The following is a 23,694-nucleotide window of genomic DNA, read 5'->3' as shown; positions in this document are numbered from 1 at the left end:
AAGGATTGTCGAAGGCACTAATTTCAAGGAAGAAAGGAGGGGCGTCTTATGGCACGCATTGATACTGCGTATAATTATTTCATGACTACCTATGGCGACAACATAGGCAATCGTTACGAATCTCATAAAAAGAGCGAATTACGCGACACGTACAATAAAATAGTCAAAGCCAACAAAGATTCTCCTCTGTATAAGATTAAGGACACCGAGGATATGGGTCAGTTTGCCATTGATATTAAAGAGCATGCTAATTCTATGGCTCTTTCAGTATCTAATCTTTCTTCCGCCGGGGAGGATATTTCATCTGTATTGGACAAGAGGATTGCTTCATCTTCGCAGCCAGATTCAGTAGAGGCTCTTTATGTAGGTGATGATGATTCAGTTGCAGATCCATTTACTATCGAGGTAGAGGAGCTAGCCAAACCACAGGTTAACACCGGTAATTTCTTACCTAGTGAAGGGCATGATTTTGCTGAAGGTCAATATTCATTTGATTTGGACATCAGAAATCATTCCTACGAGTTCCAGTTTAATGTTAACAAGGGTGAAGCCAATCTTAACGTCCAGAACAAGATTGTCAGATTGCTCAACACCTCTGATGTTGGACTTAGCGCTATGCTTATTTCTGACGATAGAACAGGTTCTAAGGCAATCCAGATTACTTCTAAGGCAACTGGAAAGGTTGATGATGAGAATTCGCTGTTTAATATTTCTTCTTCTATATCATGGCGTGAGCTTAACACCTTGGGTATAGATAATATTACACAGCAGCCATCTAATTCCAGCTTTAAACTAAATGGCAATGCCCACGAATCACTTTCTAATACATTTACTGTTAACAAGACTTATGAGTTGGTTCTTAAGGCTCCATCAACAGGTGCGGTTCAGGTTGGATTGATGAACGACACTGAAGCCCTTTCCAAAGGAATCAACCAGCTATTAGACAGCTACAATGGAATGATTGATATCGGACTTAAATACAATGGTGCCCACCAGAATCGAACCTTATTTAACGAGATTTCTTCTATTGCACGAAATCAGGCTGATGGACTTGCACAGGTAGGCATTACATCAGACAGCTTAGGTCACCTTACTCTTGATAAAGATACCTTGGCTGATACAATAAATGGAATCGATAGCAGAGGCGCTTTCGACACCCTTAATGAGCTAAAGGCTTCTATTTCAAGAGCAGCCTCTAAGGCGTCAATTAATCCAATGGCTTATGTAGACAAGGCCGTTGTAGAATACAAGAATCCTGGAAAGTCTCTGGCTGCACCTTATGCAACTAGTGCTTATTCAGGTATGATGGTGAATTATGGCTTGTAAATAAAATGGCTCAATCGAATGATTGAGTCATTTTGTTTGCCACGACGCACCCCATTTGCCGCAGGCAATCACAATGGGTGCGTCTTCCCGATTAAGCCTTTTTTATTATTTCCTCCAATCTACGTTCATAGGTACACTGTGTAGCTACATATTCTCTTCCTGCTGCGACGATGGCGAGCCGCTCACTGTCATGGGATAGGTAGTAGGCAGCCTTTTCGTAGAGGTCTTCGTTACTGTAATACCACACCAAATGCTTCTCATTTTCAAACTGCATTGGCAGCTCCGCCTGGAAATTAGTAAGGCAAAAGCCACCGCTTCCTAAGATATCGTAAACACGAAGTGGCACCCCGCTTTTAATATTTGGAATAGTGATGTTCAGATTTATCTTAGAGTTTTTGAAAACCAAAGGCATCTCGCTCCAATAATCCACGCTTCCCTTATCATTAACTCGTATTAAGTCAGTGGTTCTGGAATTGGAATAAATACTTACATTATGATGCTTAGATAGGTCTATTAATATCCTTCTTCGCTGCTTTTCTGCAATCTTAAATCCCAGAGTTGTTACTGAAAATATTAAATTTAAATCAGACAGAGAATCCTCTGATTTTTCTAATTCAAAATAATTTTCTAGCTCCATCAGTATCTCTGGAGTAAGCATTCTATCTATGATGTTAACCCCCTGAAGGTCTCGTTGAGCCTCCATGGTAGCTTCAAAATAACCTCGCAAATAATCTGGCAGGGTATATTCCATCTTATCGTAGGAATTCTTCTCGTAAAGTGAACCCACAAAGCTAATATCATTACGATAAATCTCTTCATCCTTGCTATTTGCAAACAGATAATCCAGTCTCTCTTGGTTCACCGCCAGCGGAAGATGGTACACATGCTCTACCCCCATCCCCTTAAACTCTTCCACATTGGTAAGGTCAAACAGAAAAATGCGATTCACATCATTAAACACCGACTTATGATACATAGAAATCAGCGGATTATCGCAGCTCCAACACACATAAAGCAAGCCACACTCCTGGCATACATTAGAAATCAGCGGAAAATAATTTACCGTAAATACGAAGTCAAACACCTCCGCCTTAATAATCCCCCTAAGCCTAGCCGCAAACTCCTCATCCACATCATAATTAAGAAGCTCCTGGTAGACCTCCTTAACCTCGTACCCCATCTTCTCAAAGGTAAACTTTATATCCTTGTAGTTGTACGCCTTCCAGCGATACATTAAGATCTTTCTCATATTTTTACCCCGCTGGTATAACAGCCTCGTAGGTTTCCGTGCTCCCGGAAGCCATCTCCCATACTTTCACTCCGGTCCAGTAGGTCCTCGCTCGGTATGGGGCCCTCTTCCTCGCACTCGCCAAGGATGTGATGCTGTTATACCAGCTCATCTAAAACTAAGACGGCTACTTAACCTAGGCAGGCGCGAGCAGGGGGGCGCCATGCCTGACCATGGGTGGGTGCCCACGCCGGCGGGCTCCCATGGTTAGGCATGGAGGGTGCCCTGCGGGAGCAGGTCACACTTGGATGCCGTCGTATTATTTATTATATGTGCAAAGTATCTACCCCAAAGCTAGCCTGTAGCACGTCCACCAGTTGGCGGTAGGTGGAGATGGCTTCTTCGGTGTGGCCTGTGGCATCTAAGTCGGCGATTTGGTGAAGTAGAGCCTCCTCCAGGTTGTACATTTCCGCGAACTTTTCGGGGTTTTGCTGGCGAGCGCTAATTACTTTGGCGCGTTCGCTGTAAAGTCTTGATAGTTTGCTGATGGCCCCTGTCATGGCTGGCCTGATTCCAAATAGATTCTTTAGGATAGTGAGGCTTTCTTTTACGTCATCATCGGCATGCTCTAGGAATTGTAGTATGCCCTGTCCTAGCATGGTGGTTCTGTCCACCGGAAGCTTAACATCATTCTTTTTGTTAAAGAAGGAATCATGTAGCGCTTGCCATTCAAGTGTGGTGTTGGCATAGTTTTTAAGCTCTGCTACAAGCTGGCTGTAGCTGTCCCACTCTTCTATCTGTGCAAATTGCTTTTCAAGAATTCTGATGCCTATAAAAAGTTTTATCTCTTTTTCACCAGAAGTACCTTTAAAGGCATTTAGAATATTGCTAAGCTCTTCTTCATTTAGGTGTTCATTCACATTTTCAATGTGATATTCAATCATGTCTCTGAAACCTGCGGTTGTAAAGAACTTGTTTAATACAGTGCTTATTTCCTTTTTGTAGCCCACTTCAGAAGCTTTCTTAAGAAGTGTCACCACAAAGCCGCGATTCAATCTTACTATTTCAGAATTCCAGTTTATCCTTCTGTAATAATGGGTCAGTGGACCATAGTCGTTTTCTTCCAGCCCGATAGCCATAAGGAAGCAATATATCATATTCGATTTAGTTTCATCAAAGGAATCATTAGAAAACAGACCACCCTGTATAAACATAGCCCCCTGGTCACCTTTGTATTTTTCATATATCTTTAGATAATAATTGCAGCTATCCTTGCACTTTTGTGCCTGTTCAGTTTTGAAAAATACAGTGGCTGCATAAAAGGCTATGCAGGCCAGTGGAATTTCCATAATATCAGGCTTTTTGGCTTCTCTTTCATAAAGCTCAATAAGCTCATCGTTCCTATCCATCTGATGATAAGCGATAGCTATGCCACACACGAAGCTACCTCTGTATCGCAGGCTTTCGTTATCATCCATGGACTTCAATTTCTCATAAGCATCGGTGCATACCTTAAGCATTTCCTCAAATCGTTTTATGGATTTCCATTCCTGAGCCAGTTGATAAGGCCAGCGCATATTGTCTGGTTCTTCTGCCATCATCTCCTCAATAAGCGGGATGTTTCGCATGGAATGCTTTATATTTTCTTCGTCAGATACATGTACATATCCAAAGTGCCCTGCCCTGGCATCCATAAACATTGCATTGCCATAGGCCGGCTCAATATATTCATGAATCTTGCCTTTGAATGTGGTCTCAGGAGTCACCGAACACATTCTGCAAACCTCAATATCCTGGTATTCTCTGCCATCAAAATCCAGATAATTCCTTTGGAAATAGCCACCAATATTGTAGCTGGTACAATCTGGCTCCTTGAAAAATTCGATAATATATTTGCAATCCAAAAACCATTCATCATCATCAATGTACAAAAACATCTTGCCGTTGGCCTGATCCAGCTGAAAGTTTCTTGCCTTGCCAAAATCGTTGCACCAGGTGAATTCAAAGACCTCGTCTGCATATTTTTCAATGATTGCCCTTGTTTCTTTAGAACATCCAGTATCCACCACTTGAATCTCTGAGTCGATTGCTTCCCTTATTGGCATAAGCGATTTCAGGCAGCGCTCTGTAGTATCAGGTCTACCGCAACACAGAAGTGAAATTGTAAGTAGCTTTGTTTTTGGCTTGTTATTCATGCTCTTCCCCCATATCCCCATAATCTGAAGAAGGCTCGTCATCTGACGAGCCTTGCATTTTTAATATTAATATGTTCCAACAACTAGTGGTCTGTACATCTCTTCTCCTTCTGTGAGCCCTTCCACCTTTCCTAAGCAGCTATCAATCAATCGATTGATTTCTCCTGCTACGATGGCCTTCTCACCAGGTGCATCAACGAGTCCTCTAAAGTCGTAAACATCAATACTTTTTATTTCTATTATTCTATTTTCAATCTCACTTAAGATATCACTTAAGGTCATTTCGATTGAAACCTTATGGTCCATTACTAATTCTGTGTCTTTTAAGTTTTCACTTATATCGTAAATCATGTTGCAATATTTTTCAAATTTTTCTACGATATCTGAATAATCCATTCCCATGGATTCTAAGTATTCTCCTAATACTAAGGCTTTCTGCTGACATCCGATTAGGACTTGAAGATCAGCTGCATCATCACCCGTTCCTCCCTGAGCGAATCTGTGGTTGGCTGTGTAGAGCTCTAAAACCATTGTTAACATCTTGTTTCTTGTAAAATATGCCATAAGCCTTACCTCTCTATCTTATATGAATCTTACCACCTCATCCACCACTTCGTGGTCCCCCTTCTCCTCAAGGAGAAGGCTAGGTATGTAAGCATTGTTTTCATTGTTAAATATTTAATTTTTAGTTCTCTTTAGTAATTTCCCCACCTCTTTGATGAGGTGGGGAGATTAATTTATGGTATCAATCTTAGGTTACTGGAGTAAGTTCATAACACCCTGTGTAGCCTGGTTTGCCTGAGCAAGCATTGACTGACCTGCCTGCTGGAGGATGTTATTCTTAGAGTACTCAACCATTGTGTCAGCCATATCTGTATCACGGATACGAGACTCAGCTGCTTCTGTGTTCTCAACTACGTTGTCAAGGTTTCTAATAGAATGCTCTAATCTGTTCTGGATAGCACCAAGCTCTGCACGCTGTGCTGAAACTCTCTGGATTGCATCTGCGATAGCATCGATTGCATATGTAGCTGCCTTACCAGTTGCATCGGATACGTTGATACCGTTGATACCGATTGACTTAGAGTTCATCGCTTCGATTGCTACGTTAATCTTGTTTGACATTGCTGCATCAGCACCAACATGAAGGTTAAGTGTAAGTGCATTCTGTACGTTTACATGGCCTTTGTCGATTGAGAAGCTGATTGTAGTTGTCTTCTGTGTTTCACCACCAACTGTCTGCTCAATCTCTGTTGTCTTCCAAGCGTAATTCCCAGCCTTAACTCCTGGCTTAGAAGCATCTGTCTCTTTAAATTTATCAACATCTGCTGCGCCGTCTGTTGCACCTACAGAAGATGCTGCCTTAAGCTCGATTGCTACCATGTTGTATGCTGCTGTAGCTGTAATAAGTGTTGCATTAGACTTGTCAATACCAGTTGTGTGATCAAGCTTAGCAAATCTTGTTACTTCATTACCATTATATTTAAGAGTTGAACCTTCAACGATAAGATTATGAAGGTAGCCATTTGTAACCTTGGCGTTTGCAACATCACTTGCTGATCCATCGATAATTGTATATGTCTTTCCATCGATAGAAATTGTATCACCAGCTGTAAGATTCCAACCATCTTCTACTGTGTTGGCCTTTGTCTTATCATACATTCCCTCAGAGAACTTAAGGGCTCTTGCTACTTCTTCATTTGTCTGAGCACCGATAGTATACTGAGTTCCACCGATTCTATATCTCTCACCAGCTTCTAGAGACTCCATTGTAAATGTTGCTCTTGTAGAGTTCTGTACCAATGTTCCCTCAAGACCTGCATCGTGAGCTGCGATATACATCTTCTTTAATCCGATGTCGCCTTTAAGTAAGAATGTCTCGTTGAACTTTGTTGTTGAAGCGATTCTATCGATTTCCTGTGAAAGCTGATCAATTTCGTTTTGGATATCGTCACGATCTGATTCTGAGTTTGTACCGTTAGCTGCCTGTACTGCTAACTCGTTCATTCTCTGAAGCATGTCGTGAACTTCTGTGAGGGCACCTTCAGCTGTCTGTACTGAAGATACACCGTCTGATGCGTTTGTAGAAGCCTGGGTCAAACCACGAATCTGTCTTCTCATCTTCTCAGAAATTGAAAGTCCAGCTGCGTCATCTGCTGCTCTGTTGATTTTATATCCAGATGAAAGCTTCTCTGTAGACTTAGACTGAGAATCAGTTGTAATGTTCAATGTTCTTGAAGCATTAGCTGCCTGCATGTTATGTTGTACTACCATAGTTAATTCCTCCATGAGATTCTGCTAAATCCTTTTAGCATTTAAATCCGTTTTGTTTGATAGCCCAACATCCGTGTCTGGCCTGGTTATTAAATTTAAATAAGATTCGAATTCGATTTGTAAGGTGCTGCTGATTAGTTCATTTGTTCCTTACACCTTATTTATCGAGACACATTCTGAAAACTTTAGCCTTTTTTAGAAAATTTTTTATTTTTATTCCATTTTGGCCACTTTTGGGGTATAAGAAAAAAGCCGCTAAAGCCTTGATTTTACTGGCTTTTCGCGACTTTAATTTTTGTTAAAATTTATAACAATTTTTTTGTTAAAAATGCTATTATTTCCACCAATCAGCTATATTTAAAGCACATTTTTCTCCCACAGCCGTGCCCACCAAAAACAAAGGGCAAGCAATGAACTCTCTAACATTAATCCTGCTTCGCAGGACACTATTTCTTTTTATCAAGGAAAGCTGGGTCCGCTGTAGTCTGTGGGCTCATCATGTGCTTATAATAAGATGAAACCACATCAGAGGATTTTTTGATTTCACGTATCTCTTTTTTTACATTAGCAAACCTGGTTTTGGCGTATTCCTTATTACGATATTCTGAAGCTTCCACATCCGCTGTAAGGGCTGTCACCTTTTTGATTAGCTCCTGCATCAGGCGGATTTCATCTGCATAGGTATCCCTGTCAGTTTCTATAATAGCCTTAACCCTGTTAAATAGCTGCTCGAAGCCATCATCAAGCATTATAATTCGCTCGATTAGCTCAGACTTCATATTCATATTCTTCTCCAAATCATCTGGAGTAGAATTAGGATCTTTTAGAATAGCCTCCTGCTCCTTATTTCTGATATTAAGCACCCTTAGCACATCAGCTTTCTTCTCAAGTGACTCCCTAAGCATTACAACATAATCCATATTTTCCATACCTATCTCCTCCTAGTCCGTATTCGTTACGCAGACAATAATTATTTCATTACGCTCAGCTAGAAATGCTTCGCTTAAATAAAACAATTATTGTCTACTACGAATACTCATTATCAGCAACCCTAGTACGTTCCAGACGCTGGTAGGTAGCAATTATTTATATACGCAAGGAGCCAATCCCGCGACGGTGTATATAAATGATTGTTACCGTAACCAGCGAACAGAACCTACATAACTATAGCCCCTCACAAGAGGGGCTACGTAAATTAACCTGCTATGTTTGTCTGCCCATCCACCTTTTTGCCGTTGGCGGTGAGCTTCATTACATCCTTCCAAGTGTCCCTCATGGTGCGCAAGTGCTTTAGCACTTCCTCCAGCTCATCAGGTTCCTTAGTTATCATGGCATGTCTTAAGCAGCTCCTAAGATAACTATACACTGCATGGAAGTCTTTTGCCACTGGATATTTATCATCCAGGGTCAATTCGAACTCTTCAATTATTCTATCAGTCTTACGAATATTGTTATGTGCTTTTTCGATATCATGATTTTCACAAGCCACAATGGCTATGTTGCAAAACTTGATTGCTCCTTCATAAAGCATCAATGTCAACTCTGCTGGACTAGCTGTGAGTATCCTGTTTTTTGCGTAAGCATCGTAACCATTCATTGGTGTCATAGTACCGCCCCCTCGTAAATCCTTTTCGTTTCGCTTTTAATACTTACTTATCAACCGCCCAGTAGCGATGATATTGAAGATGAATTGCCCTGCAATGTTGCCAAAGCTTTTTCCATTGCAGCAAATTTCTTATAGTATGCATCCTCCATGTCTGTTACCCTGTCAGTCCAGGTTTTGATTGTTCTGCTGTAATCAGAATATTCGGATGCCATTTCCTTGTCGTTGTAGACAGTGTATACAGATTTGATTGCAGATGATTTCATCTTGCCATCTAATGCCGTGTACAGGTTGCTTGTTATTTTCTTTAGGAATTCGATAACAACCTCAGGCTCTTCAGCTAAAGCTGCGCGAAGCTTTTCCTTATTACCTGATGTATAGCTGTCCTCTGTATCTCCATCAATATGATAAGCATAGCCCTCATTCTTTTCTGCATTTAATGAACCAAGTGTATGAACACCAAATGTAGACCAGGAATATGTCTTGCCATTTATCTCCACTGTGCTCATCATTGACATGGTCATTGCAGAAATAATGCTTGAAAGGGTGCCATCTCTTCTAAGTAGGGAATCCTTAATCTTCTGCTCCCACTTTTCGATTTCTGATTCAGACATTTCTGCCTTTTCATCATCAGTAAGTGGTTCATAGTCCTTAGCTGAATCTGCATTGTAAAGTTTTTGCATTTCATTCATCAGACTGTTGTATGTGGTTAAGTAATCCTTTACCTTGTCATATAATGCATCAGTATCGCTGGATACATTTACAGAGATGGCGTCAGTCGTCTCAGCCAGTGCCTCTATAGTAAGTCCATTTACGGTAATAGAATTAGTACCGTTGGAATATTCAACACCATTTAAGGTAATGACTGCATCCTGCCCATCGATTTTGATTGCCCTATCCGTATTTTCGATAGTTATATTTCCTGCTGCCACATTGGCTGCTAAATCAACTCGGTAAAATACGCTGTTAGCTAAATCAATGTTATCAGATTGAATCCAGAAATCGCTGTAGCTCTTATCGTATTCAGAGTTTTGCGCACCAAAGTTCTGCTCAATATAATCAGCCCACTTTTTATTAGTAGGATCATCTAAGGCTTCCTTAAGCTTTGCCTCTGCATCTGCTATTGCTTGTGCTCTAATAGCGATTTCCTCTGATGTCTCCTGCGGAAGAGCCTTGGCAGATGCAATAGCAACATATCCATCTCGCACTGCATTTACTGCCTTGGAGATTTCCTGGTAGGTTGCATCAGATGACATATCATAAGTAGAATCTGCATATAGTCTGTTGGCAAAAGCTGTAAGCTTATCCTCATCATTAACCAGTGCATCCCAGTCGATGTTTCCATCGGTTCCATATTTTTCTACTGTGATTCCATCATTTGTAGATGTGGTCTTGTACACCTCATCAGCGTATGTCTTGTTAAGATATTCCTTTAAGGCTACGATATCCTCGTCTTCTGAACCTTCCTGAATGCTCTTAATCAAATCCTTGAAGCCATCTACATTCTTAACAAATGAATATGTCTTAGCCTCGCTTCCCTCTCCTGTTGTAAAGGTCAAGGTTCTGCTGATGACTGTAGATTTAGTTCCTGTTGTATCATATGCTGCATCCTTATAAGCCTGGCTTGCAAGTGCATTTAGAGCATCATCGCTGATTGTACTAAAATCAATGGCGCCATCTGTTCCATAAGTATAGGTGTTAACAACATCCTTGCCGTCATCACCCTTTGTTGTAACAGTATATTCAGAATTAGCATACTTAGTATTTAGATAAGCTTCTAAATCATCAAGCTGCGCTTTCTTGTCATCGTCGAATGTAGCTGTACCATTCTTATAGTTTTTCAAATCTGTTAAGAGAGTCTGCATTTCCGACTCATCAAGCAGATAATCATAGCCGGTTTCACCTGTAGAAAACAGCTTCTTGGCCATATTTCCACCAGTGGTGTTAGAGATATCCTCAACTTCTCTGTCGGAGAGTAGTCCAAGCTTCATCAAAGCATTCAAGCCCTGTGAGCTATTGGCAGATATCGAGAAATCACCTGCTGCACCAGATGTCTTAGAGCTAATGTAGAATCGCTGATTCTTCTCATCAAAATTAGCATTAACACCTGCGTCAGCAAGCTTATTAACAAACTGATTTATGGTCATTGAACTGTCAAGCTCAATATTAGTAGCCTTGGTTCCAGTTCTAACAGAAATGCTAGCCTTCTCCATGGCATTACTATTTTTCACGCCGAGAGAAGCAAGTGTTGTGGAGCCACTAACACTACCGTCTAGCTTTGCACCTGTGATATAGGCTGTCTTTGCAAGCTTTTTAATCTCCAGTGTCTGGGTACCATTAATGGCATCGCCACTGGCTGTAGCCTTGGCCTTTGTGGTATCACTTACTGTGGTCTTCTTCACCTGATAATTAGATGATAGACGCATGGCACCTACATTTGTGTAGAATCCATACACCTTACTATTTAGGGTCTTCCAGGCATCCTGCTTCCAGGACAGCTTGGTCTGAGCCTTTACATATTTATCTTTTTTATAACTGTAGGCAGATACAAGGGCACCTACAAGAGCCTCGGTGTCGAGACCAGATGCCAAGCCCGATAATCTAATAGGCATACTCTACCTCCTATCTCTTCTCATCAACCATAATACCTGCAAGCTCCCATGCCTTTGCGATAAGATCGAGAGTCTTGTCTGCTGGAAATTCCTTGATAACTTCCTTGGTCTCCTTGTCTACCATCTTGATAGTGACACGATTAGTGCCTTCATGGATACCAAATACAGCCTCTGCATTTCCATTTGCAGAATTGATTTTTTCAACAGCTTCCTTCAAAGAAGATGTTGCCTGTTTTGCAGGATTTTTCTCAGCGCCTTCATTTTCAGGGTCCGCCGAAAGGGTTCTATCGTATTCAGCTGCCTTGGACTCCTTGGCAACTGAGAAATCAACTATTGCACTTTCCTTTTGCACTGCTTGTGCTGGCGCTGTTTTTACTGAACTTCCTTGTCCCTGGTAGCTAACTTGGCTACTTACTTCGCCTATTTTCATTTCTTTCCTCCTTACGCCTATACGAATTCGGTCCCACTCCTCAATCCGTAAGGCAATATACATCCTTGTAATATGGGAAATTTTTAGTTTTCTAATCTTATTATCGTCACCACGTTATCGAAAGTTTATAGCTACAGTGAAATTTTTCTAAATATTACGATACGGCACCTAATTTTTCGTGCTCCCGCAAGCCATCTCCCATTGCAGCCAAGGAATCCTCCCTAAAGGGTCCCTCCTTAACTGCATGGGGTTCTCCGTTCCACTCCGGTCGTTGCTAAGCAAAGGTCCACCGGACCTTTAGCAACCTCTTGCTCGCGCTTGCCAAGGTTATGAAGCCGTATCTTGATAACAAAAAAAAGAAAGCCTACAGCAATTTGTACTGTCAACTTTCTATTATAAACTTTCGCTTTTATATACCAAGCGGCCACACAACCTACGCAAGCGCGAGCAGGAGGGCCCCATACCGAGTGAGGAGCTACTGCACCGGAGCGAAAGTATGGGAGATGGCCTGCGGGAGCACGAAAACCTACGAGGCCGCGTCGGATTATAGCAAATTCTTAAGTGCCTCAAGGTCATCCATGCTGATTCCCTTGGCTGCTTCGTTTTCTTTCTGGATTTCAAGGTATACTTCTTTGCGGTAGATAGACACTTCCTTTGGAGCTGAAATTCCTATTTTGACCTGATCGCCGCGAACTTCAAGGACTGTAATCTCGATGTTGTTGTTGATCATAATCGCGTCGCCTGTTTTTCTTGTTAATGCCAACATCGCTACTCACCATCCTTTCCATGTATTGCATCATGAATTAGGAATCGAACTGGCTCATCTCCATCAATGATGATTTGGTCACCTACGTTTGTATCTGTATTGATGATGATAGGAGCCTTAAGGTTAATAGAAGCTTCCTTTGGATTCTTTGGTACCCTTACTGTAACCAGTAAATATGTATTTTCATCAGTAAGATTTCCTAATTGTGACAACGAATCTACGTTTAAAGCTGGTGAATAATCTGGTTTAACTACGTGTGGTAGCATAACCGGCATAGCAAAATCTGTCTCATCTAATGACTGTAACCACATGATGTTTCCTTTGTCCTTCTTTTCTTCGTCGAAAATGAGAGTGTATCTCTTCATGTCTGGAAAACCAATAAGTCCATGAAGTAGATTGATGACTTTTTCATCGGAAATCTCGATTTCGCCGAATAGTCTAGTTTTTACCTGCATTGTCCCTTCTCCTTTGCTTGTTTACAAATTCAGCCTAAAAACCCTAAAACAACTGAATTGTTAAATGTAATTAAGTAACGTTGATTCCCCAAGCTTTCCAGCAGCTGTAAGTGATGCCTGATATGCTGTGTATGCTGCTGTATAATCAATGATTATCTTTGATAAATCAATATCATCATTGAGTGACTGCAAGCTCTGTACAGTCTGCTGCTGATCCCCCACTCTTGTCTTTGTAAGATCAAGAGAATCCTTTTTACATCCTAAATCAGCAATTGCTAAGTTCATTTTACCATAATATGCATCAATTTTGCCTATTTCTGTATTAAAAAGTTTTTGCATATTATCATTGTAGAAATCAAATTCCTTCTGAGCTGCATCCTTCCATATTTTAATCCACTCCTGATCTTCGTCAGATGCATACTGAGATTCGCTTGCCATATCTTCTAAGGTCTTTACCTTATCGAAAGCTGAAATAGCACGCTGGCAGGCATCTATCATCTCAGTTACGTCTCTATAGATAGAGCTATCGAAAACATCTGCAGCCTCAGTGTTGATTGCAACAGTCTGGCTTGCAGCTATGGTATATTCGATATCAAAATGAATACGCTCGCCTGCTTCATTATATTTAGTGTAAGTTACTGGGACATGAACATCAAGAGGGTCTGCAGTTTTTACACAATTGTAATAGTATTCAGGACGAAGTTCACCTTCTGTAAAGCCCTTTCTTTCATAGGTAAAGGTAAGCTGGGCATCACCCTTCTTTAGCACCTCTGCGGTATCATTAGAAAGAATAAAATCTCCAGTCTCTTTGATTAGTATCATAGTTTTTTCTGGAACATTCTTTCCGCCCTGTGCTTCGCTCCATTTAGCCTCACTTTCATAAGTGATTACATTGTAATCATCTGCATTAAATGTAGTGTCATTAATCTTTATATCGATATCTTTAGTTAAATCGCCAACCTTGTCATAGTTTAATCGTAATCTGTAATAGTTGGTCTGAACTATATCAGAGATATTCTTGTAATTAGGATCTGTTGTATCTAAGGATGGGGCTAGCAGCTCGCCTTCTGTAGTAGGTACCTCCACATTTCCATCGTAATATCTATGGTCTTCCATGTTTCCTTCGATGGCTATAGTCTGTGTAATTTCATATTCTGTATTTAACTCATCCTCTGTAAATGTAAGATTGCAGTTAGTTCTATACCCTGTAAATACTGTACGGTTAGCATAATCTGCATTACCCTCTGCAAACAGCTGCTTTTGTAGCTCCTGAAGCTGTTTTAGCATTGTCTTCCTATCATCTTGGGTATTCTTAGGGTCACTTGAGCCAGCTACCGCAATCTGCTTACAGTCATTACCAATATTTCGCATATTAATAAGGGCTGTTTCTGTTACGCTAATCCACTGTGATGCATCAGGGATGTTCTTCTCATGATACTGTGTTACCTGGGCAAGTGTTGTTGAAAGACGCAGTGAGCGCACAGCGATAACCGGGTCGTCAGATGGTCTATCAATCTTCTTCTGAGATGTCATCTGGGTGTTACGCTTGTTAACGAACTCCTTTGTGGTGTTGATGTTAGAAGATGCGTTGTTCATTATCATTTTGTTTGTAACTCTCATACTCTTACCTCTAGTCCGTTAGTTACGCTCTCAAGCATTATTTTACTCCGTTCAACGTATGTTTCACTTGAGTAAAGTAATAGCTTGATAGCTACTAACTCACTTAAAACTCTTACTTCCTATCTTCCCACTAAAGTGGGCCCCTCCTTATTGCAAGTTAAACACCAGTATTAAGTATCAACCTATCATATATTTCGGAGAAAACTGAAATACATTTAGAGGCCAGGTTATATGCATTTTGGAATTTTATCAAATCAAGAGCCTCTTCATCTTCGTCTACGCCTGCTACGGACATGCGCTGCTCAGATATTGATTTTTGGATGTTGGTAAAATTCTCTGTAAAAATATTACACTCCTGTGCATCGATGGTAACATCTGCGTAAATGCACTGAAGGAATGCATCGCCACCGCCACCTCTGAAAAGCTTTTCCTTTTTCTGTAGCTTTTGAAGCTCTACTACCAAATCTGCTGCATCTACTCCGGAAGAATAATTTTCCTTAGTAGTTGTAGCAAATAATCTTGAATCCTTGTCAGTCTTTTTAGCAATAGAAACATCACCTGCTGTAAGCAAATAATATATGTTATCGTTGCTGGTTAGGGTTACTCCAATTCTTGCCTCTGGATCATCAGGGTTTGCCGGATCCTGAGCGGTCAGCTCATCTGTCATCTGATATTCGATGTGGGAATCTACCAAATCCCTTGCTATAAAGAAGGCTCCCATATCGTCACCATTCAAGTCCACTCCGCTTTCCTCAATCTTGTTAAATTTCTCGCAGAAGTTTCTTAGGAAAAGATTCATCTGGTTCTGATAATATGGAATCCCCATATAATCCACATCATCACCAATCTGGAATGTCTTATCAACAAGACCTGTGGCAACATCATCGCGAATAGGGTCAATCAGATTAAATGTAACGGAAGTAACCTTGCCATTACCATCTGTATTAAAAGAAAATCCATCATAGGTGAATAGCATGTTATTGGTGCTAATCTGCCCCTTTAGTGGCATATTAAACTCGTTCAAATCTGTTATGCTGATATCCTTAATAGTGATAGTGGTATTTGTTGCAGATTCAACTACGCCGTGCATGTTTTCATTATTGTTTCCATCACGCACTTCAAACATCGATTTGAGAAATCCACCACTGGAGCTTGGCACTGCATTAAATCTATCGCCATCCTTTGCCCATACAATATCGTACAAGCCATCTATATCAGACTGATTGTACATCTGCTCTGTTGCACGGGATTTTACAGTCAGTGTGTTGTATTCGTATGTATCCACCAGCTGCTGACCATTGATGTATACCATATAGTAGGTAGCACCAGTCTTCATATCCGGGTCATTAGAATTAAGAACATCGGTCTCTTTGACGCTTACATCACATATTTTAGAAAGGTCATCAATAAGCAGCGCTCTCTGGTCTCTAAGCTCGTTAGCATGACCGCCACCCTGCTCAATAACATTTATCTGCTTTGTAAGAACAGCTACCTTCTCTGATATAGCATTAATATCATCGATAGCTGTCTTTATTTCATCGTTGATAGAGTTCTGCAAATCCTTAAGCTTTGTTGATAACTGATTAAAATATTCTGTAAGCTGCTTAGCATTAGAAATAAACTGCTTTCTTACAGTGTCATCGCCAGGGCTACCCTGCAATGTGCTCATGGCATTAAACATCTTGGTATAGATTGTGGTGAATCCTGTATTAGAGGAATTCTCATTATAATAATCCTCAATCTGATTCATGTAATATTGTTTTTTCTCATAGTAGCCAAGAGCAGCCTGATTATTCCAATATTTCTCATCATAATACAGGTCACGACGCTGCGTTACTGATTTTGCTTCAACACCAGTTCCAGTAGTACCATAGCTTTGATAAACACGCAGAGCCGATGAAGCAACTGTGTTCACCACCTGCCTGCTATAGCCATTTGTATTTACATTTGAGATATTGTTTGCAGTGGTATTAATCTGAGCCTGAGAGGTGTTCAGGCCTGACGCTGCAATTGTTAATCCAAAAAATGTTGAAGACATAAGCTATTACCTCGTCTTTCTAATCCTACTGGTGACCAAGAGATGTGAGCAAGTGCTCAATCATTTCGTTTACTACATTTATATATCGGCTAGCTGCGTTGTAAGCTGACTGATATTTAATCATTGTTGTTAATTCTTCATCGGAAGATACACCGATAACACCCTGACGGCTAAATTCGATTTCCTCTCTTGTGCCTTCCAATGACTGTTCTGTGCTCTTATATACGTTTCCTGTATTGGCAATCTCACCAATCCATTTTACGTAAAAACCATTGTAGCCACATGGAGTGGTATCGCTAGGATTCAAGTGGAAATTCTGCTCATTCCAAATACTACTTAGGCTGATTCCAATGTCGTAGTCTACAGCGCCCTTATTTACGCCATATTTCAGATGTGGTAAATAAGATTCCTGCTTAATCAGCTCTTCATTAACAAAGGTAGACTTAAGTGTGTACCACTGGCCAGGGTCATCTGGGTTTTCCTCGTTATACACATACATTGTTTCTGTATGTGGCTGATTATTCTCATCAGTATATGTAAGAGTAACCTCCTGATACCTATCACAGCCTACTCGTACGAACAATTCTCTTGGTGGAAGCTCACCATCCGAACCTACGGAACACTTTTCTTTATCAAGGATTCTAAGGTTCTTTGGAATATCATCACCAGATACTGTTACTAAATCTCCATTTTTGTCTGTATATGTGTAAGACATGTTGGTTGCTGTAGCATATGCACTCTCCACCGTTGTCAGAGGACTATATATATCGTTTATAGCTGTTACCATTTCATGGAACAGTGTATCCAGCTCAGCCTCAGAATTCATCATTATGGAATTTGCAATTCCTTTTTTATAATCCTCTGAAGTTAGGCTATTTCCTTCTTCATCATAAAAATCCCTATAGGTACTCCAGCCATCTCCTCTGGCAAGAAGCATTCCCTTAATTTCACCGATGTCTGTATTCTTGTCTGCTGCAACATTAGTAGTATCAAACATCTTGTAGTATGTATTAAGGCTTTCATCCTCTTCACTTACGATTTCAGAAAGCTGTGGCCAGTATGGAGTAACATACTTTGTTCTTTTATCCTCCAATGTGCCAACAGGGTAGTATTTTATATCGTCAATAAATTCCACACCTTCTATTTCTACATGAACTACACCAGTATGATCTTCGTTGTAAGAAATCTTCGCCATACCAGAAAGCTCATCTAAGAGTAAATCTCTTTTATCTCTCAAATCCATGGCCTTCTCAACACCAGCTGCCTCGATTGCCTGGATTCGTTTATTGTAATCAACTATTTCTTTTCCAATATCATTTATCCTATTAAGCTTTTCCTTGATTTTGGAATTGATAATAGTCTGGTAATCTTCAAATCCCTGCTGTACTGCCTTACTTCTAGCCAAAAAAAGACTAGCCTTCTGCAATACAAGGTTTTGCTTCACGGTATCAGATGGCTCCTTTGCAAATTCCTCAAAAGCTTCCTCAAAATCTGCTATAGCTTCCTTGAAAGCCTTGCCCTCTGTTTCCTGAAGATGGGTGATAACCTCTTGCACTGCTTCAGAACTAGCACTATAAAAAGAATATCGCCCATTTTCCTGTCGATATGCTTTGTCTAAAAAGATATCGCGGTTGTGGACGATTGTTCCTACCTGCACGCCAAGACCAGCATACTGAGTGCTGATCGCTGCGTTGCCTATTTTTCTATATGTTCTATCTTCGTAAACAACCTGCTCTCTAACGTAACCTTCTGTATTAACGTTAGTAAGGTTGTTTGATGTTGTATTTAATCCATGTGATGCTGACTGTAGGCCTGATGCCCCAACATATAAGCTTCCAAAACTATTAGCCATAAGTCTGCCCTCCAAGTTCCTACTAAAACTCTAAGGACATCCTTTTCCTACTGTTTAGCATCAAATCCTCTATTTCCTAAAATGTTTCCTGTAGTTTCAGCATTTCTTCCATAGTTGGAGGTTTGTGGTGCCTGCTTTGCACTTTTGATAAGTGTTATATCAAACTCCACCATCTCTAAAGCCTGCCTAAGTAGATTCTGGGTTTGAAAATTCAAAACCTGAGCATCGTCAGCTACTTTTACCAGCTTGTCCTTGGCCTGACTTAATTTTTTCTGCTGTACAGGTTGGTTCGCCAAGTTATCAATCATCCATGACACAGTAACCTGCTCACCATCATGTCCCATCACTTGCCCTATACTGTTAAGTATAGAAAGACGCTTTTTCTCTAGAACCCGTAAGGTGTCAGCAATGGCTTGCTCCTTGACGGTAATATCCTCCAGTACGTCAAGCTTCTTATAGATAATAGAATCCTTCTTCTTACCATTAAGACTGATTAACTTTTCATACTGCTCCGCTTCACCATCCATAGTTAAGAGCAACTCATCCATTAAACTAGCCACGCTTTACCCTCACAAAACTAAAGAATTGATCCGTACTGAGATAACAACTTCTCTGCGAAATCATCAGGACTGACATCATAAGTACCATCTTTGATTCTAGCCTTGATATCAGCTACTAAATCCTCTCTAATGTCCGCAGCCTCAGATACAGCGGCCTTTGCAACATGGTAATCACGACCTGTTGATGAAATCTGAACCTCATCACGACCCATACCATTTGTCTTTGCTGCCTGTGTTACATTTTTAGTGTTTGATGTTTGATAGAGCTGAGCTACCTGATTGTAAGCCTCTATACGCATATCGCCACACTCCTTTCCTCCCTTATTATGCCGATTTTTGTAATCAAATCTCGAGCTACATTTTTCTTTACACTTCATTTATCGGTACTACTTAAGAAAACTTTATAGTATTTTTTAATTTTTTTCAAATTTTTATTTATTGACACCGATTAACTACTGTGCTATAAGTGTATTAGAACACGTAATACAGTCAAAGGTCAAACTTTACCTAAGAATCAGGAGGTATTAGATGATCCAATTGAATTACAGAGATTCTAAACCTATATATGAGCAGATTAAGGATGGTCTTAGACGTCTGGTTGTTACCGGCGCTGTTAAGAAGGATGAAAAGCTTCCTAGTGTAAGGGAGCTTGCTACAAGCTTATCAATCAATCCTAACACTATCCAAAAAGCTTATAGGGAGTTAGAACAAGAAGGTTACATTTACACGATTGCAGGAAAGGGCAGCTATGCAGCTGAACGCGGCTTCGTTGCCTCAGTAAGGAGCGATGAATTGATGAAAGAATTCGATGAAATTGTAAAAGAACTTCTGTATCTGTGCGAGGATAAGGATGTCCTCATTAAACGAATTGAAGAACTTGCGAAGGGAGGGGCAAAGGATGATAGAAGTTAATAACGTCACTAAGCGATTTGGTGATTTTGTTGCGCTTGATGGATTGAATATGCATGTTGAGCGCGGCGCTATCTATGGTCTGGTCGGTCCTAACGGTGCAGGTAAATCTACTATAATAAGACACTTATCTGGTGTCTACAAACAAGATGAAGGCACTGTCACTATTGATGGACAACCTGTCTATGAGAATGAAAAGCTGAAACAGCGCTTCACAGTTATTCCTGATGAAATATTCTTTTTCACCCAGGCAAATACTATGGATATGATGAAATTCTACAAAAGCATGTATCCTAAGTTTGATGAAGCATTGTTTAAAAAGATTCTGGCTTGCTTCCCGGAAATCAATCCTAAGAAGATGGTTAGAAGCCTTTCAAAGGGTATGCAAAAGCAGGTAGCTTTCATGCTATCTATCGCTGCCCGTCCTGAGCTTATGATTTTAGATGAGCCTGTTGACGGACTTGACCCTGTTATGCGCCGTCAGATTTGGAGCCTTATCATGTCCGATGTGGCCGAGCATGGTCTTACAGTGCTTGTCAGCTCCCACAACCTTAGAGAGCTGGAGGATGTATGCGACCATGTGGGCATTATGAATCACGGCAAGCTTTTAATAGAACGTTCTCTTGATGAATTGCAGACATCTATCACTAAGATTCAGCTTGCTTTCGAAGGTGATATGCCTTCCCTTCCACCTGAGGTTCAGGTGCTTAAAAAAATTACAACAGGTAGGGTTCACACCCTAATAGTTAAGGGCGAGCCAAGGGTAGCTGAGCAAACTATCAGCGCTCTTAATCCTCTTCTTATGGATGTGTTGCCACTTACCCTGGAAGAAATATTTATTTATGAGCTAGGAGGTGAGAACTATGCAGTCAAAGACATCATTTTTTAATCTAGCTTTGTTTAAGAAAAATATAAGCAGGACATGGATAGTTGGGCTGTTATATTTCATTATCCTTTTGATATTAATACCTATCATGTTAATTATGGATTTGGCTTCTTTCGATCAGGATATTTATGGTAAAGGGTATACCAAGACTTTAGTCTTACTCAATCATATAGCTTACATACCAACTAGTATGTGGGGAATTACCATTGCCATTATTGTTACGGCAATTACCTTCTGGTATTTATTCTTCAAGCGAGACAATTATATGATGCACTCTTTTCCTGTTAGCAGAAAAAGTCTTTATTTCACAGGCGTGATTTCAAGCATTACTGTTACAATTGTTCCAGTTATACTTATTGCATGTATTACTTCTATAGTAGCAGCTGTAGAAAAGGCCTATGCCTTTGATGCTATATGGTTCTGGGCTTTAACAGTATGTGTTTCCACCTTATTATTTATTGGCATTGCCATGTTTTCACTAATGGCCTCAGGTCAGATTGTTACCAGTATCGTGTTCTATCTTATATTCAACTATCTATTCTTAATGATGGAGTTTGCATTTAAGATTGCTGCCGGCATATTGATGTTTGGTATGTCTGATGCCATGAGCACCATAGCCTACACCCCTTTCACACCTGTTTGTTTTATAGGAGAGAATTGCTTGGTTAATGTTTTAGAATCTTACGATTCGATGGGTAATGTTAAAAGCTTTACCTACACATTACCTGGCATGAAGTATTTAATTATATACGCTATTGTGGCAGTGATTTTTATAACTATTTCCTATATACTTTATACTCACAAAAAGCTTGAGACTGTTCAGGATTTCATTGCTGTGCCATTCCTTAAGCCAGTATTTACTATTGGAATGTCATTCTTCATTTCAATGGTTGCTGGAGCCTTAGTAGCAGGCATGATTGATGCACTAAAGCTTCAGTATTACAACACCAGATACGCTATTGCCATTGTATCTACACTTATTATTGGTTGCATCATTTTCTACGCTACCCAGATGCTAATAGAAAAGACCTTCAGGGTATTTTCATCTAAGAAATTTGGATTTTTGATTGGTTACAGCCTTGCAACCTTTGCCGTGCTTTTGTGTATGAGATTTGATGTATTTAAGGTAGAAGACAAGGTCCCTGCTGCAGATGACATTGCATGGGTTGGTATATCAAGCGACTACACCATGGTATTTTCAAAACCAGAGGATATTAACTCAGTTAGAGAGCTTCATTCTAACTTCCTTGCTGATAAAAAGGAGCTTCGGGATGTAAACAGACTATTCGATGATGTAGATGGTTCTATCTTCACAATCAAATACAAGCTTAAGAATGGCAAATTAGTTAGTAGAACATATTCTGTTGTAGACACTAATTCAGACAAGGTATCTGCTACTTATCTGGCAGCATGTGAGCCGATAGTTGATTATCTCAACAATCCTACTCGTATCAAAGAACATGTAATAGGAAATATATGGGATGATTGCAATGTTACCTCACTTCAGTTTAGCCAGTACATCTACAGCGAGAAAGACAACGATTATTTCGCTAACTTTGCTAACTTCGATGATTTAAAGGAAACTGAGCAGATTGAAAAGTACAATCGCATTTACGCTGCTTTCCTTAAAGACATCGATGATGGAAACATATTTACTACCACTTTTGGTGATACATACAATAACAAGGAGTTACAAAAAATTCAGTTATTTAACGACTTTAGCTTTACTATTGAAAGCGACAATACTCCATATTTTTCAGATGAGCAAGCATACTGGGATTGGCAGAATGAAAATGAAGAGCCTTCATACCAGCAAGATATATATGCTCAGCTTACTACAGAATGTAAGCACACACTTAAGGCTCTAAAAGATGAAGGCTTCTACACAGAAGATTCTGAGCTTGTTACTAATTATGAATACAACAAAGTAATGGGCTACGATGAATCAGAAGATGCCATCTATGAATAATTGCTTATTTCTTAATTCTCTATATTGATATAATTCTCTAACAGGCTTAAGGACCTCTCATCCTTAAGCCAAACAAAAAGAAATAGCCACTTAGTTTCTAACAACTAAGTGGCTATTTTACACTTATGAATCTAACACATCAGCCTTAACCCTTTCGATGTGCATTGCTAAATATCCAATCTCCAGCTCATCTGTAGGGGAGCCCAGACTTTTACTAAGTTCGTGGCATATTTCAGCTGCAATCTTAAAAGATTCAGGAAAGGTAGTTGATACGTAATCGTTCATATCTATTTTTAAGGCCTCGTGCTTTTGTATACGTGCGACCATGTATCTAATGTGATTCATCATTCGATTATAAGAAAATGAATCAGTTGGGATAGTGCGTCCTGTGATATCTTCTATCTTGGTAATGCAATTACGAACCGCATGAGCAGTCTCAAGTGTTTGAGAAAGCTTATCCTGGGAAGTGGCGGAATGTATATGCATAGCAACATAGCCAATTTCATCATCCATCATATCAAGACCAAGGTTGTCTTTAAACAAATCCTTTACAATCTCCGCTGCCTTATATTCATTGTAGAAAAGCAGCTTTATATCATTAAGAAGAGGGTTTATGATTTGGTCGTTGCTTTGGATTCGTTTTGCAGCGTACTCTAAGTGGTCTGCCATTGGGAATAAAATATTGTGATCTACACTATCAAAATATTCTTCAGCGTGTTGTAAAACTGCCTCAGCCATTTCCAAATAGACAGGATCCACGTGCTTAACAATGTCCTTAACATCGCCACGCTCCGAAGTCTCTGCTAATGAAAAGACCTTGCAGTCATCACCTAATTTAAGCTCTTGAGTAGGCTTCATTCCGAAGCCTACTCCCTTGCCCATAATCAGGTATTCCACTAATTCATTTGTCTCTACGGCTATGACCGAATTATGATTTAATACTTTTTTTACCTTATACATAGTCCTATTTT

The 23,694-nt window shown here is 40.1% G+C and carries 20 protein-coding genes; 4 read left to right on the top strand and 16 right to left on the bottom strand.

All coding sequences use genetic code 11. From position 1 onward, the window contains the following. Positions 1-48: 48 nt before the first annotated feature. Positions 49-1,326, top strand: coding sequence for a flagellar capping protein (locus IJ535_RS11110; RefSeq protein ID WP_294302693.1), 1,278 nt, complete (start codon positions 49-51; stop codon positions 1,324-1,326). A 91-nt stretch (positions 1,327-1,417) separates the two neighbouring features. Here the strand turns inward: IJ535_RS11110 and IJ535_RS11105 are convergent, their stop codons facing one another. From IJ535_RS11105 to flgM, 15 genes are all read right to left on the bottom strand, one after another. After that, complete coding sequence (locus IJ535_RS11105; protein WP_294302690.1) at positions 1,418-2,575, bottom strand: CgeB family protein; 1,158 nt, start codon at positions 2,573-2,575, stop codon at positions 1,418-1,420. A 305-nt stretch (positions 2,576-2,880) separates the two neighbouring features. Then, positions 2,881-4,749 (bottom strand): glycosyltransferase, encoded by a 1,869-nt coding sequence (locus IJ535_RS11100; RefSeq protein WP_294302687.1) that lies wholly within the window; start codon positions 4,747-4,749, stop codon positions 2,881-2,883. Positions 4,750-4,815: 66 nt separating this feature from the next. Further along, complete coding sequence (locus IJ535_RS11095) at positions 4,816-5,313, bottom strand: hypothetical protein (RefSeq protein ID WP_294302684.1); 498 nt, start codon at positions 5,311-5,313, stop codon at positions 4,816-4,818. A 192-nt stretch (positions 5,314-5,505) separates the two neighbouring features. Then, entirely contained in the window at positions 5,506-7,023 is a 1,518-nt protein-coding gene (locus IJ535_RS11090) for a flagellin N-terminal helical domain-containing protein (protein ID WP_294302681.1), read from the bottom strand. A 446-nt stretch (positions 7,024-7,469) separates the two neighbouring features. Next, a complete protein-coding gene (locus IJ535_RS11085) occupies positions 7,470-7,952 on the bottom strand; it encodes a flagellar protein FliT (protein WP_294302679.1) in 483 nt (160 codons plus the stop codon). Between the two features lie 266 nt (positions 7,953-8,218). After that, a complete protein-coding gene (gene fliS / locus IJ535_RS11080; protein WP_294302676.1) occupies positions 8,219-8,629 on the bottom strand; it encodes a flagellar export chaperone FliS in 411 nt (136 codons plus the stop codon). 50 nt (positions 8,630-8,679) lie between these two features. Continuing rightward, the gene (gene fliD / locus IJ535_RS11075; protein ID WP_294302673.1) at positions 8,680-11,238 is read right to left on the bottom strand and encodes a flagellar filament capping protein FliD; all 2,559 of its coding nucleotides are present in this window, start codon (positions 11,236-11,238) and stop codon (positions 8,680-8,682) included. Positions 11,239-11,248: 10 nt separating this feature from the next. Continuing rightward, on the bottom strand, positions 11,249-11,668 hold the full coding sequence (locus tag IJ535_RS11070; protein WP_294302671.1) for a flagellar protein FlaG: 420 nt from the start codon (positions 11,666-11,668) through the stop codon (positions 11,249-11,251). Positions 11,669-12,212: 544 nt separating this feature from the next. After that, positions 12,213-12,434, bottom strand: coding sequence for a carbon storage regulator CsrA (gene csrA / locus IJ535_RS11065; protein ID WP_028242366.1), 222 nt, complete (start codon positions 12,432-12,434; stop codon positions 12,213-12,215). 2 nt (positions 12,435-12,436) lie between these two features. Continuing rightward, positions 12,437-12,889 (bottom strand): flagellar assembly protein FliW, encoded by a 453-nt coding sequence (gene fliW / locus IJ535_RS11060; RefSeq protein WP_294302668.1) that lies wholly within the window; start codon positions 12,887-12,889, stop codon positions 12,437-12,439. Between the two features lie 60 nt (positions 12,890-12,949). After that, on the bottom strand, positions 12,950-14,509 hold the full coding sequence (locus IJ535_RS11055) for a flagellin N-terminal helical domain-containing protein (protein ID WP_294302665.1): 1,560 nt from the start codon (positions 14,507-14,509) through the stop codon (positions 12,950-12,952). Between the two features lie 157 nt (positions 14,510-14,666). Further along, a complete protein-coding gene (gene flgK, locus IJ535_RS11050; RefSeq protein WP_294302662.1) occupies positions 14,667-16,547 on the bottom strand; it encodes a flagellar hook-associated protein FlgK in 1,881 nt (626 codons plus the stop codon). A 25-nt stretch (positions 16,548-16,572) separates the two neighbouring features. Next, entirely contained in the window at positions 16,573-18,399 is a 1,827-nt protein-coding gene (locus tag IJ535_RS11045) for a flagellar hook-associated protein FlgK (RefSeq protein ID WP_294302660.1), read from the bottom strand. Between the two features lie 47 nt (positions 18,400-18,446). Continuing rightward, positions 18,447-18,959, bottom strand: coding sequence for a flagellar protein FlgN (locus IJ535_RS11040; RefSeq protein WP_294302658.1), 513 nt, complete (start codon positions 18,957-18,959; stop codon positions 18,447-18,449). A 17-nt stretch (positions 18,960-18,976) separates the two neighbouring features. Continuing rightward, entirely contained in the window at positions 18,977-19,336 is a 360-nt protein-coding gene (gene flgM, locus IJ535_RS11035) for a flagellar biosynthesis anti-sigma factor FlgM (RefSeq protein ID WP_330619602.1), read from the bottom strand. A gap of 151 nt (positions 19,337-19,487) precedes the next feature. Here flgM and IJ535_RS11030 point away from each other — a divergent pair, with 151 nt between their 5' ends. From IJ535_RS11030 to IJ535_RS11020, 3 genes are read left to right on the top strand one after another with little or no spacing between them, the layout of a single operon-like run. Then, positions 19,488-19,871, top strand: a complete 384-nt coding sequence (locus IJ535_RS11030) for a GntR family transcriptional regulator (RefSeq protein WP_294302655.1) — start codon at positions 19,488-19,490, stop codon at positions 19,869-19,871. Then, positions 19,858-20,757, top strand: a complete 900-nt coding sequence (locus IJ535_RS11025) for an ABC transporter ATP-binding protein (RefSeq protein ID WP_294295509.1) — start codon at positions 19,858-19,860, stop codon at positions 20,755-20,757. Before IJ535_RS11030 ends, IJ535_RS11025 begins: the two co-directional genes overlap by 14 nt. Next, on the top strand, positions 20,732-22,723 hold the full coding sequence (locus IJ535_RS11020; RefSeq protein WP_294302653.1) for a hypothetical protein: 1,992 nt from the start codon (positions 20,732-20,734) through the stop codon (positions 22,721-22,723). Before IJ535_RS11025 ends, IJ535_RS11020 begins: the two co-directional genes overlap by 26 nt. Before the next feature lie 123 nt (positions 22,724-22,846). Here the strand turns inward: IJ535_RS11020 and IJ535_RS11015 are convergent, their stop codons facing one another. Continuing rightward, complete coding sequence (locus IJ535_RS11015; RefSeq protein WP_294302650.1) at positions 22,847-23,683, bottom strand: PRD domain-containing protein; 837 nt, start codon at positions 23,681-23,683, stop codon at positions 22,847-22,849. Positions 23,684-23,694 lie beyond the last annotated feature (11 nt).

Source organism: Pseudobutyrivibrio sp., from assembly GCF_017471675.1.
Lineage (GTDB): Bacteria > Bacillota > Clostridia > Lachnospirales > Lachnospiraceae > Pseudobutyrivibrio.
The sequence above is the reverse complement of the archived record's forward strand: the minus strand, read 5'-3'. Positions and strand labels throughout refer to the sequence as shown.